The following is a 12,124-nucleotide window of genomic DNA, read 5'->3' as shown; positions in this document are numbered from 1 at the left end:
GGATCACAACGATGCGCGGTGGACGAACAACGTGACGAAAAGGCCCAGAATCATGAACAAAATCGCGTAGGCCGCGGCGTATTGCGCGATGTCCAGCGCCTTGCCCTTGCGGCGCTTCGCCAGAAATGCCCCGAAGGCCGCGCCGATCAGCGCCCCCGCCAGTACGATCATGTCTTCAAGCCTCAGCTGCGTCCTTTACCGGGATTGAGCGCGGCAACCTCGCGCAGCTTGGCGCGCACCGCCCAATCCGCGCCGAATCCGTAACGTGCCCAACCCAGACTGTCCACCCTGACGCGGCTGGCCTCGGCGCTGCGGCCCAGCAAATCCAGCGCCTCGGCGCGCAGCATCAGAAGCGTTGCCAGAAGGGCGGCGTTCTCGTGTTGCGCGGCGGTGTTCAGGTGCCCGGTCACCAGCGTCAGCGCATCCTGCCCGCGGCCCTGCGCCAGCGCATAGGCCGCCAGTTGCGAGGCCACGTAGGCGCGGTGCAGCCCGGTGCGGGGCACAAGCGCGTAATAGTGATCGGCGGCCAGGAAATGCTCTTGCGCAACGCCATCGTTGACCCGCTGGCTGAGCCGGCCCATCGCGTAATGCGAAAACGCCATGCGGTGATCCGCCCAGCCCATCGTGCGCGCGATATCCAGCGCCTCGGCCGCGGCGCGGCGGCGCTCCACCGGGCCCGCGCCGGGGCCAAGTGCCGTCTGGATCGCCAGGACCCAGGCGCGCGGCGTCGATCCCGCGTGGCGCGGCGATATGTTCTGCCCCGCCGGGTTGATCCGCGCCAGGATGGCGGGCAGGCGTTCGGCCACCTCGTTGCGGGACATGCCGGCGCGCAGTTCCGGCGCGTAGTAGATGCGCAGGATCATCATGTCGTACCCGGTCAGGACCGTGTGCACGTTGTCGTCGTTGAACACGCTGTCCGGCAGGCGATACAGGTCGTTGAGCGGCCCCAGCGCCTGGGCCAGTTCCTCGTGCAGGCAATCGCGCACCTCTTGCGGCGAGGCGTCCGAGGGCAGGAAGATCGCCAGCTTCTCGCGCAGCCGCAGCCGGCCCCAGTCGGTGCGCGTGCTGCGCCGCGCCTTGCGGTATTCGCTGAGCCGCGTGATGTTGGGCACCACGAAACAGGCGGCCTGCGGCAGGTTGCGCCGGATATCGGCGCGCGGCACGGCCTGGATGGTGATATTGGCCTCGGCGCCGGTGGTCTGCCGGATGTCGATCCCGGCCTCGTTGCGCAGCCGGGCCAGCAGGCGGTTGAGGTCGAGCCCCAGATGCGCCGGCGGCGAGCCCGTCACGCGCACCGAGATCGGCCCCTCGAAGCGCGAGAAATAGGGCAGGCGGCGGCCCGATTCCAGCATGAAGGCGAGGTCGAGGAAATCGCGCGCCACGTCCGCGTTCGACTGCACCGGCGGCGTCGGGCGCGGTGCCGAAAAGGTCTTCATCGGGGGCAGGGCGCTTTCGGTATATTGCGCGGCGCGTGTGGCGGTTTCGCTCGGGCCGCCGGGCATGCAGGCGCCCAGCACCAGGCAGACAGGCAACAGGACAAGCCGCATCATCGAACGCCCCTTTTCCCGCAGGGAAGGAAAGGTTTTGCACGGATGAATGGCGCAGGGGTATCAAGGCCCATAAAGGGGCCCGGAGCTGTCCCGGTCATTTTCTGCCTCGAATTCTTATTCAGTTGAGGGGACTTTTGCCCCTCTTGTTGTCGGTCTTAAGGGTGAATTGGGGCATAAATGTGGCGCCTCGCTTTTCGCGCGAATCCGCGGCCCGGTGTTTCGAAAATCGTTTTGAAACAATGGATTGAGCGGTGTTTTTCGCCTGAAGCCCCGGTCCGGCGCGGCCGAAACAGGGGGCAAAACCAGCGAAAATCGGGTTTTTCCCCCTGATTGTGGCGAAAATGCGCCCATCCGCCGACGGGCCGGTGTCAGCCCCCGCGCCGCGCCATGAAGGCCAGCCGTTCGAACAGGTGAACATCCTGTTCGTTCTTCAGAAGCGCGCCGTGCAGTTTGGGCAGGGCGTTGGGCCCGTCGCGTTTGAGATCCTCGGGGCTCAGGTCCTCGGCCAGCAGCAGCTTGAGCCAGTCCAGCACCTCCGAGGTCGAGGGTTTCTTCTTCAGCCCGGCCATGTCGCGCACCTCGTAGAACTGGGTCAGCGCGGTGGTCAGCAACGCCTCCTTGATGCCGGGGTGGTGCACCTCGACGATCTGTCTCATCGTGTCGGCATCGGGAAAGCGGATGTAGTGAAAGAAACAGCGCCGCAGGAAGGCGTCGGGCAGTTCCTTTTCGTTGTTCGAGGTGATGATGACGATGGGGCGGTTCTGCGCGCGGATCGTTTCGCCGGTCTCGTAGACATAGAACTCCATCTTGTCGAGTTCCTGCAGCAGGTCGTTGGGAAACTCGATATCGGCCTTGTCGATCTCGTCGATCAGCAGCACCACCTTCTCGGGGGCTTCGAACGCCTCCCACAGCTTGCCCTTGCGGATATAGTTGCGCACGTCATGCACGCGCTCGTCGCCGAGCTGGCTGTCGCGCAGCCGGCTGACCGCGTCGTATTCGTAAAGGCCCTGCTGCGCCTTGGTGGTGGATTTGATGTTCCACTCGATCATCCGCAGCCCAAGCGCACCGGCGACCTGGCGGGCCAGTTCGGTCTTGCCGGTGCCGGGCTCGCCCTTGACCAGCAGCGGGCGTTCCAGCGTGACGGCGGCATTGACCGCGACGGTCAGGTCCTCGGTGGCGACATAGGCGTCTGTGCCCTGGAATTTCATGGATCATCAATCCCTTGTTGCGCATATTTCGCGGCAACCTAGCCCGAACGCCCGGCACGGGCAATGCGGGGCGTGCCAATCGCGCATTCGGGTAGTGACAATCATGAAAGGGGGGTGTATCTGCCTGCGCCAAGGGGGTGCCATATGCCACAGGAACACCTGACTGCTGTTGGCCTTGATGAGGGAGCGGATATGAAGGCAGAAGTCTTTCTTCCCGACGATTATCGACCGGCGGAGGATGAACCATTCATGAACGAGCGCCAGCTGGAGTATTTCCGGCGCAAGCTCGTGGCCTGGAAGACCGAGTTGCTTGAGGAAAGTCGCGACACGATCGAGGGCCTGCAGGAAAGTACCCGGAACATTCCAGATATCGCGGACCGCGCAAGCGAGGAAACCGACCGCGCGATCGAACTGCGCACCCGCGACCGCCAGCGCAAGCTGGTCGCCAAGATCGACGCGGCGCTGCGCCGGATCGAAGAGGGCGAATACGGCTATTGTGAAGTGACGGGCGAGCCGATCAGCCTGAAACGGCTGGACGCGCGCCCCATCGCCACGATGAGCCTCGAGGCGCAGGAACGCCACGAGCGCCGGGAAAAGGTCCACCGCGACGACTGACCGCGCGCGAGGTGGGAAAATCCTTGAACGCCGGGGCTTTCGCTCCGGCGTTTTTCGTCACACAAGGCGGATCATGGATATCGGACAACTGAACATCGTGGTGATCGGGGGCGGAATCGGCGGGCTGGCCGTTTCCCGCGCGCTGGCGCTGCATGGCGCGCAGGTCACCGTTCTGGAACAGGCGCCCGAGATCGCCGAGGTGGGCGCGGGCATCCAGGTCAGCCCGAACGGATTCGCCGTTCTGCGCGCGCTGGGGCTGGATGCCGCGCTCAGGGCGCGGTCGGTGCGGGGCGAGGCGATCAGCCTGCGCGACTACCGCGGCGGCGAGGTGCTGCGGCTGGACCTGCGGCGGCTTGCCCGGCGGGATTACTATTTCGTCCACCGCGCCGATATCATCGAACTGCTGGCCGAAGGCGCCCGCGCCGCCGGGGTCAGGATCCGGCTGCTGCAACAGGCAAGCGGGGTGGGGGCCGGCACGCCGCCGCGCGTCACCCTGCAAACCGGCGACACGCGCGAGGCGGACCTGGTGATCGGGGCCGACGGGCTGCATTCGGTGCTGCGCGGCGCGCTCAACGGGACCGTGGCGCCGTTCTTTACCGGGCAGGTGGCCTGGCGCGCGGTGGTGCCCAATACCGAGGGGCGCGGCCCGCAGGTGCAGGTGCATATGGGGCCGGGCCGGCACGTGGTCAGCTATCCGCTGCGCGACGGCAGCCTGCTGAACCTTGTCGCCGTGCGCGAACAGCGCGACTGGATCGCCGAAAGCTGGACACAGGAGGACGACCCGGAGAACCTGCGCGCGGCCTTCGCCGATTTCGGGCCCGACACCCGCGCGCTGCTGGAGCGGGTCGATACCGTGCGTCAATGGGGACTGTTCCGCCATCCGGTTGCGAAACGCTGGCACGACGGCACCCGCGCGCTGCTGGGCGACGCGGCGCATCCGACCCTGCCGTTCCTGGCGCAGGGGGCGTGCATGGCGCTCGAGGATGCCTGGGGGCTCGTGCGGTCGCTGGCGGCGGGGGCCGACCTTGCCGACGGGCTGGCCGCCTATCAGCGCCTGCGCGCGGGCCGGGTGCGCCGCGTCATCGACGCCGCCAGCGGCAATGCGCGGAAATATCACCTGCGGTCCGCGCCGCTGCGCCTTGCGGCCCATGGCGCGCTGCGGCTGGGGGGGGCGCTGATGCCCGACCGGATGCTGCACCAGTTCGACTGGCTTTACGAGTACGACATCACCAAGGCATAGGGCGCGCGCGGCCGCTAGTTGTCCAGCGTGATCCAGACCGGCACGTGATCCGACGGTTTTTCCCGCCCGCGAATGTCGCGGTCGATCTGGCAGTCGGTCATCATGTCGGCCACCTGCGGGCTGAGCAGGAAATGGTCGATGCGGATGCCCTCGTCGCGGTTCCATGCGCCGCCCTGGTAATCCCAGAACGAATAATGCCCCGGTGCCTGCACGCGGGCGCGGAACGCCTCGGTCAGGCCCAGGTTGACGATGCGGCGAAAGGCGGCGCGGCTTTCGGGGCGGAACAGCGCGTCATCGCGCCATTTCTCGGGGCTTTTGGCGTCTTCGGCCTGTGGAATGATGTTGTAATCGCCCGCCATCAGGAACGGCGTTTCCTCGTCCAGCAGCGCCTGCGCGCGGGCTTTCAGCCGTTCCATCCACGCCAGTTTATAGGCGAACTTGCCGCCCGCGACGGGCCGGCCCGCATCGTCCAGCTCGACCGGGTTGCCGTTGGGCAGATACAGCCCGCAGAGGCGGATCGCCTGCCGGCCCACCACCGTCGCCTCGATATAGCGGGCCTGTTCGTCGCCATCGTCGCCCGGCAGGCCGCGGCTGATATCCTCAAGCGGCAGTTTCGACAGGATCGCCACCCCGTTGAAGCTTTTCTGCCCATGGGTTTCGACCTGATAGCCGCGATCCTCGAACAACTCGCGCGGAAACGCCTCGTCCACCGACTTGATTTCCTGCAGGATGGCGATATCCGGCTGCGCCTCGTCCAGCCAGTCGCACAGCGCCTGGTGCCGGGCCTTGATGCCGTTGATGTTGAACGTGGCGATCTTCATGTCCTGCCCTCTGCTGACCGGGGACCAGTCTATCGCGCAGGGGCGGGGCGGCTGCAAGGGTGCGGTCGCGGAAATGCCGCACGGGTTGTGGGAATCGGTTGACGGACAATCAAAAGTGTATTTGGTTGCGCGAAAGCAACCTTAAGGAGAATTTGCCATGGCAGCCGTTCCGAAACACGCGCCGATCCCGGTGCATCCGGCCGAAACCAGCCTGCATGACGGGTGCGGGGCCGCGATGCTTTTCCCGGGCGCGGCGCTGGCGGGCGACATGCATGACGGTGCAGCGGCGGGCCTGTTTTCCTCGGGGGCGGTGGCGGCGGAGGACGGCACGCCCCTTGCCCCGTCCGGTGCCTGAACCGGCAGGCGCATGGCCGAGGTAATCGCCCTTTCCGCCCGCCCGCGCAAGCGTGCCGGGGCGGCGCTGGTCGCCGCCGTTGCCAATGCGCGGCGCGATCCCGACGACGTGTTCTGGCTCAAGGAAAATGCCGAGCTTCTGAACGTGCTGGAAACGACGGGGCAGGGCGATGCCGGTCTGTTGGCCCCCTATGCCGCCATCGCGGCGGCGCTGCCCGAACGGTTGCGGTTCTTTCCGCATTATTACCGGTTCCTGCTGTCGATCGCGCTGGATCTTGAGGATATGGGCCTGCCCGGCACCGGGGCCGGGGCGCTGGCCGCCGAGGTTGCGCGCACCCGGCCCTTTGCGGCGGAACTGTCCGACCTGCAGCGGGCCGAGGCGCGGCGGCTGCTGGCGCGGCGCGGCCTGGGCGGCGCGGTGGGCGATCCGGGGCTGGACGACCGCCTGCGGGCCTTTGCCGGGCGGCCCGAAACCTTTGCCATCCCCAACCGCAAGGCCGCCTACGAGCTGACCCATATCGTATTCTACCTGTCGGAATACGGCCGGCGCGATCCGGGGCTGGATGACAACGTATTGAAATCGCTGCACTTCACCGGGCTTGTCGCGCTGCTGGACCACAATGCCGACCTGCTGGCCGAAACCTGCATCGCGCTGCGTTTCGCCGGCGCTGCGCCGCCGCGCGGCTGGCAGGCGATGGTGGCGGGACGGCTGCGCGCGGTGCGGATCGCCGGTGGCGCACAGGCCAGCCTGCCGGACAGCTACCACGACTGGCTGATGGCGGAATGGCTGCAGGGGGTGTCGGGCCAGCCGCTGTTTGCGGGCCGCTATCCGCCCGGGGCGATCAGCTTTCACATGGCGCCCGCTGACGGGCCGCTGCGCAGCCTGTCGCAGGACCTGCACGGGATGGGCGATGCGCGCCGGTCCGGCTGGGCACGAATGCGCCCGCATCTGTTGCCGCGGATCGCGCCCGACGGGCAGGCCACGCTGCGGCTGGCCGAGGCATCCGGCGACCTGTTCGAAGAGTTCTTTGCCCTGTTCGCAAGGGCGGGCGGGGCAGGCGGCCCCTGACCGTTCGTCAGATCGAGAAGGATACGCCGCAGCCGCAGGACGAGGCAGCGTTGGGGTTCTCGATCACGAAACGCGCGCCGATCAGCTCTTCGCTGAAATCTATCACGGCACCGGCAAGGAACGGCAGCGACACGCTGTCGACCACCACCTTTTCGCCCTTGCCTTCCAGCACGAGGTCGTCTTCGGCCGGGGTGTCGAGGCGGATGTCGTATTGAAAGCCCGAGCACCCGCCGCCTTCGACGGCCACGCGCAGGGCCTGGCCCTGTCCGCCGGCGCCGATCTCGGAAAGGCGGTCAAAGGCGCGTTCGGTCACGGAGGGGGGAAGCTGCATCCTGAAAATTCCCGGTGTTTCGTTTCCTTGTGCATTCAAATATATGGGGCGAAGGATCAGGCGACAAGGACCGGCAGATCATGATCGCGCCCTATGCATCCGACCCGCAGGCCTCGCGCGGGCGGCTTTTCCCGGAAGAGGAAAGCGCCTTTCGCTCGTGTTTCCAGCGCGACCGCGACCGGATCATCCATTCCAGCGCCTTTCGACGGCTCAAGCACAAGACGCAGGTTTTCGTCGAACACGAGGGCGATTATTTCCGCACCCGCCTGACCCATTCGATCGAGGTGGCGCAGGTGGCGCGCACCATCGCGGGCGCGCTGGCGCTGAACCTGGAACTGACCGAGGCGGTGGCGCTGGCGCATGACCTGGGCCACACGCCCTTCGGCCATACCGGCGAGGACGCGCTGGCCGAACTCATGGCGCCCTATGGCGGGTTCGATCACAACGCGCAGGCGATCCGCATCGTCACCGCGCTGGAACGCCACTATGCCGGATGGGACGGGCTGAACCTGACATGGGAAACGCTGGAAGGCATCGCCAAGCATAACGGCCCGGTCACCGGCGCGATCCCCTGGGCGCTGGCCGAATGCAATGCGGGTTTCGACCTTGAGCTTCACACCCATGCCAGCGCCGAGGCGCAGGTGGCGGCGCTGTCCGACGACATCGCCTATAACAACCACGACCTGCATGACGGGCTGCGGGCCAGGCTGTTCACGATGGACGAGCTGCGCGAATTGCCGATCCTGCGCGGCTGCTTCGCCGAGGTCGACGCCGCCCATCCCGGGCTGGAGCCGCAGCGCCTGCGGCACGAGGCGCTGCGCCGGTTCTTCGGCGTGCTGGTCAGCGACGTGATCGCGGTCAGCCGCGCGAATCTGACCGAAAGCGGGGCAGGGGACGTGCGCGATATCCGCGCCGCGGGGCGGATGATGGTGCAGTTTTCGCCCGGGGTCTGGACCGATCTCAAGCAGATACGCAGCTTCCTGTTCGCCCGCATGTACCGCGCGCCCTCGGTGGTCGAGATGCGCGCGCAGGTCACGCAGGTGATCCGCGACCTGTTCCCGATCTACATGGCCGACACCTCGCTGCTGCCCGCCGCATGGCAAAAGGACGTGGCGCGCGCGGAGGGCGAAACCGGGCTGGCGCGGATCGTCAGCGATTACATATCCGGCATGACCGACAGGTTCGCGCTGCAGGATTACCACCGCCTGACCGGCCGGACCGTGGCGGTCGGCGGGCAGGGCGTGTGACAAGGGACAGGGGGGCAAGGACATGGCCATGATGGCAGAGGGTGCGGCGCTGGCGCCGGTGACGGCGATCGCACTGGTGGGCGTTCTGGGCGTCGGCGCCCAGCTTTGGGCCTGGCGGATGAACATTCCCGCCATCGTGCTGATGCTGGCCGCCGGTTTCGTCGTCGGGCCGGTTCTGGGCCTGTTCGATCCGGCCCGCGACATCGGCCCGCTGACCACGCCGATGATCGCCATCGCGGTGGCGATCATCCTGTTCGAGGGCGGCCTGACGCTGAGCTTCAGCAGCCTGCGCGATGCCGCGCGCGGTGTCCTGCGGCTGGTGGTGATCGGTGCGCCGCTGGGTTGGCTTCTGTCGGCGCTGGCGCTGCATTACGGCGCCGGGCTGGGCTGGGAAACGGCGGCCGTGTTCGGCGGCATCATGATCGTGACCGGCCCCACGGTGATCGCGCCGCTGTTGCGCGGCGCGCGGCTGTCGCGCCGGCCCGCGCAACTGCTGCAATGGGAGGCGATCGTCAACGACCCGATCGGCGCGCTGGCCGCTGTGCTGGCGTTCTCGGTGGTGCAGGTGATCTATACCTCGGCCGACGGGGCCGAGGCGGCGCTGCACCTGGGCGTGGGCATCGCGGTGGCGCTGATCGTCGGCGCGGCGGCGGGCGCGCTGCTGGTGCAGAGCTTTCGCCGCGGCTGGGTGCCGGAATACATCAAGGTGCCGCTGCTGTTCGTCAGCGTTCTGGCGGCCTTCGCGCTGTCCGACGCGGTATTGCACGAAAGCGGGCTGCTGGCGGTGACGGTGATGGGTATCTGGGTCGCCAATTCCGACCTGCCGTCCTTTACGGAACTGCGCCGGTTCAAGGAGCACGCCACCGTGCTGCTGGTCTCGGGCGTGTTCATCCTGCTGACCGCCTCGCTCGACCTGGAAACGCTGGGGGCGCTGACATGGCGGGCGGCTTTGTTCGTGGCGCTGGTGGTGCTGGTGGCGCGGCCGCTGACGGTGTTCGTGTCGCTGCTGGGCACCGATCTGCCATGGCGCGAACGGGCGTTGATCGCCTTTACCGGCCCGCGCGGGGTGGTGCTGGTGGCGGTGGCGGGGCTGTTCGGGGAACGGCTGCAACAGATCGGCATCGCCGATGCCGAACTGGTCGCGCCGCTGGCCTTCGTGCTGGTGACGGTCACGGTGGTGCTGCATGGCTTTACGCTGGCGCCGATGGCGCGTTTCCTGGGGGTGGCGGCCAAGGGGCGGCCCGGCGTGCTGCTGGTCGGCGGCTCGGGCTGGGCCACCGCGCTGGCCGAGGCGTTCCACCGCGCCGAGGTGCCGGTGCTGATCAGCGACGCCAACCACCTGCGCCTGCGCGGCGCGCGCGAACTGGGCCTGCCCACCTTTTACGGCGATATCCTGTCGGAGTCGGCCGAGCACAGCGTCGAGCTGGCCCAGTATGCGACGGTGGTCGCGCTGTCGGACAACGACGCCTACAACACGCTGGTCACAACCGACCTCGCCCCGGAATTCGGGCGCGAGAACGTGCTGCAGATCAAGCGCGAGGGCGCGGATACCGCGCGCCACGCGCTGCCCGCCACGCTGGGCGGGCGGCCCTTTGCGCAATGCGCCACGCATCGTGAGATGGCGCAGCTTTTCGCGCAGGGGTGGGAGTTTCGCGTGACCGGCCTGACCGAGGAATACGGCGTCGACAAATGGCGCGCCGACCGGCCCGAGGCACGGCTGATCGCCACCATCGGCCCGCGCGGCACGCTGCGGTTTCCCGGCGACGACGACGGTATCGGCAACGCCGAAGGGCTGCGCATCCTGCATTTTTCGCCCGCGAAGAAGGATCGCCAGCCGGTTCCCCAGGGGGCATGAGCGCCTGACGATTGACGCGGGCGCGATTGCTGGTAAACCCGCGGCCAAGCGAAAGGATGGTGCGCATGAACCTCTTTACCGATATCCGTGGGCTTGTGATCGACAGCCTGGCCGCGATGGCCGCGGCGGGCGAACTGCCCGAGGGGCTGGATACCGCCAATGTCGCGGTCGAGCCGCCGCGCGATGCCGCGCATGGCGACATGGCCACCAATGCCGCGATGGTGCTGGCCAAGCCCGCGCAAAGGAAACCCCGCGACATCGCCGAGGCGCTGGCCGGGCACCTGCGCGCCGACGACCGTATCGCCAGCGCCGAGGTGGCGGGCCCCGGTTTCCTGAACCTGCGGCTGGCGCCCCCGGTCTGGCAGGGCGTGGTCGCCCGCGTGCTGGACGATGGCGTGAATTTCGGCCGCTCGGACCTGGGGCAGGGCAAGCGGGTCAACGTGGAATACGTCTCGGCCAACCCCACCGGACCGCTGCATGTGGGCCACACGCGCGGCGCGGTGTTCGGCGATGCGCTGGCCAGCCTGCTGGATTACGCGGGCTACGCGGTGACGCGCGAATATTACATCAACGATGGCGGCGCGCAGGTCGATGTCCTGGCGCGCTCGGTCTACCTGCGCTATCTTGAGGCGCATGGCCGGAAGGTCGCGTTCGAGGACGGCACCTATCCCGGCGACTACCTGATCCCGGTGGGTCAGGCGCTTAAGGACAAGGTGGGCGACGCCTATGTCGGCCAGCCCGAGGATGTGTGGCTGGCCGAGGTGCGCGACTTCGCCACCGCGGCGATGATGGACCTGATCCGCCAGGACCTGAAGGCGCTGGGCGTCGAGATGGATCATTTCTTCAGCGAGAAATCGCTTTACGGCACCGGCCGGATCGAGGCCGCGATCGAGGCATTGCGCGCCAAGGGCCTGATCTATCGCGGCGTGCTGGAGCCGCCCAAGGGCAAGACCCCCGAGGATTGGGAGCCGCGCGAACAGACGCTGTTCAAATCCACCGAACACGGCGACGACGTGGACCGCCCGATCATGAAATCGGACGGAAGCTGGACCTATTTCGCCCCCGACATCGCCTATCACTATGACAAGGTGGAACGCGGGTTCGACCTGCTGATCGACGTGTTCGGCGCCGATCACGGCGGTTACGTCAAGCGGATGAAGGCCGCCGTTTCCGCGCTGTCGGACGGCAGGGTGCCGCTCGACATCAAGCTGACGCAGCTGGTCAAGCTGTGGAAGAACGGCGAGCCCTTCAAGATGTCGAAGCGCGCGGGCAATTTCGTGACCCTGCGCGACGTGGTCGATCAGGTGGGGCCGGGCGTCACGCGGTTCCACATGCTGACGCGCAAGAACGACGCGCCGCTGGATTTCGATTTCGACAAGGTGCTGGAGCAATCCAAGGACAACCCGGTCTTCTACGTGCAATACGCCCATGCGCGGGTGCGCTCGGTGCTGCGCAAGGCGGCCGAGGCCGGGATCGCCGCCGACGACGCCACGCTGCGCGCCGCGGATTTCACGAAACTGGATGACGAGGCTGAGCAGGCGGTGATGAAAAAGCTGGCCGAATGGCCGCGCCTTGTGGAAATCGCCGCCCGCGCGAACGAGCCGCACCGCGTCGCGTTCTTCCTTTACGAGCTGGCCAGCGAATTCCATACTTTGTGGAACCGGGGCAACGAAGATACCACCCTTCGCTTCCTGCAAGAGGGCGATGCGGCCACATCGCAGGCGAAAATTGCCCTTGCGCGGGCCGTCGCCGTTGTCATTTCCGCCGGTCTTGGTATTCTTGGCGTCGAACCGGCGGAAGAGATGCGGTAAAAATCGCACCGCCGCCGGGTTGG

The 12,124-nt window shown here is 67.2% G+C and carries 12 protein-coding genes; 7 read left to right on the top strand and 5 right to left on the bottom strand.

Features of this window, described 5'->3' with window-relative positions:
- Window positions 1–3: 3 nt before the first annotated feature.
- The 3 genes from F3H87_RS21805 to F3H87_RS09415 form a co-directional block, all read right to left on the bottom strand.
- Window positions 4–171, bottom strand: coding sequence for a hypothetical protein (locus F3H87_RS21805; RefSeq protein ID WP_188129247.1), 168 nt, complete (start codon window positions 169–171; stop codon window positions 4–6).
- An 11-nt stretch (window positions 172–182) separates the two neighbouring features.
- Entirely contained in the window at window positions 183–1,547 is a 1,365-nt protein-coding gene (locus tag F3H87_RS09420; protein ID WP_149789304.1) for a DUF2927 domain-containing protein, read from the bottom strand.
- 371 nt (window positions 1,548–1,918) lie between these two features.
- Entirely contained in the window at window positions 1,919–2,758 is an 840-nt protein-coding gene (locus F3H87_RS09415; RefSeq protein ID WP_149789193.1) for an AAA family ATPase, read from the bottom strand.
- Window positions 2,759–2,950: 192 nt separating this feature from the next.
- On the opposite strand from F3H87_RS09415, the gene dksA reads away from it, so the two are divergent.
- Both dksA and F3H87_RS09405 read left to right on the top strand, forming a co-directional pair.
- Window positions 2,951–3,373, top strand: coding sequence for an RNA polymerase-binding protein DksA (gene dksA / locus F3H87_RS09410; RefSeq protein ID WP_149789194.1), 423 nt, complete (start codon window positions 2,951–2,953; stop codon window positions 3,371–3,373).
- Window positions 3,374–3,446: 73 nt separating this feature from the next.
- Window positions 3,447–4,613 (top strand): FAD-dependent monooxygenase, encoded by a 1,167-nt coding sequence (locus tag F3H87_RS09405; protein WP_149789195.1) that lies wholly within the window; start codon window positions 3,447–3,449, stop codon window positions 4,611–4,613.
- A gap of 14 nt (window positions 4,614–4,627) precedes the next feature.
- Here the strand turns inward: F3H87_RS09405 and xth are convergent, their stop codons facing one another.
- Window positions 4,628–5,434, bottom strand: coding sequence for an exodeoxyribonuclease III (gene xth / locus F3H87_RS09400; protein ID WP_149789196.1), 807 nt, complete (start codon window positions 5,432–5,434; stop codon window positions 4,628–4,630).
- 157 nt (window positions 5,435–5,591) lie between these two features.
- Here xth and F3H87_RS09395 point away from each other — a divergent pair, with 157 nt between their 5' ends.
- Together F3H87_RS09395 and F3H87_RS09390 are read left to right on the top strand one after the other, a co-directional pair.
- Window positions 5,592–5,789 carry a hypothetical protein gene (locus F3H87_RS09395; RefSeq protein ID WP_149789197.1) on the top strand — a complete coding sequence of 66 codons (198 nt, stop codon included), beginning with the start codon at window positions 5,592–5,594 and terminating at the stop codon, window positions 5,787–5,789.
- Window positions 5,790–5,801: 12 nt separating this feature from the next.
- Window positions 5,802–6,857, top strand: coding sequence for a DUF6902 family protein (locus F3H87_RS09390; RefSeq protein WP_149789198.1), 1,056 nt, complete (start codon window positions 5,802–5,804; stop codon window positions 6,855–6,857).
- A gap of 7 nt (window positions 6,858–6,864) precedes the next feature.
- Here the strand turns inward: F3H87_RS09390 and F3H87_RS09385 are convergent, their stop codons facing one another.
- The gene (locus F3H87_RS09385) at window positions 6,865–7,188 is read right to left on the bottom strand and encodes a HesB/IscA family protein (protein ID WP_149789199.1); all 324 of its coding nucleotides are present in this window, start codon (window positions 7,186–7,188) and stop codon (window positions 6,865–6,867) included.
- 80 nt (window positions 7,189–7,268) lie between these two features.
- On the opposite strand from F3H87_RS09385, the gene F3H87_RS09380 reads away from it, so the two are divergent.
- The 3 genes from F3H87_RS09380 (at window position 7,269) to argS (ending at window position 12,101) form a co-directional block, all read left to right on the top strand.
- Window positions 7,269–8,435: a deoxyguanosinetriphosphate triphosphohydrolase gene (locus F3H87_RS09380; protein WP_149789200.1), complete on the top strand. Its 1,167-nt coding sequence runs from the start codon at window positions 7,269–7,271 to the stop codon at window positions 8,433–8,435.
- Between the two features lie 31 nt (window positions 8,436–8,466).
- Window positions 8,467–10,290: a cation:proton antiporter gene (locus F3H87_RS09375; RefSeq protein ID WP_149789305.1), complete on the top strand. Its 1,824-nt coding sequence runs from the start codon at window positions 8,467–8,469 to the stop codon at window positions 10,288–10,290.
- Between the two features lie 65 nt (window positions 10,291–10,355).
- Complete coding sequence (gene argS / locus F3H87_RS09370) at window positions 10,356–12,101, top strand: arginine--tRNA ligase (protein WP_149789201.1); 1,746 nt, start codon at window positions 10,356–10,358, stop codon at window positions 12,099–12,101.
- The last annotated feature ends 23 nt before the right edge of the window (window positions 12,102–12,124 follow it).

Source organism: Lutimaribacter pacificus (genome assembly GCF_900142185.1).
GTDB classification, from domain to species: Bacteria; Pseudomonadota; Alphaproteobacteria; order Rhodobacterales; family Rhodobacteraceae; genus Lutimaribacter; species Lutimaribacter pacificus.
The sequence above is the reverse complement of the archived record's forward strand: the minus strand, read 5'-3'. Positions and strand labels throughout refer to the sequence as shown.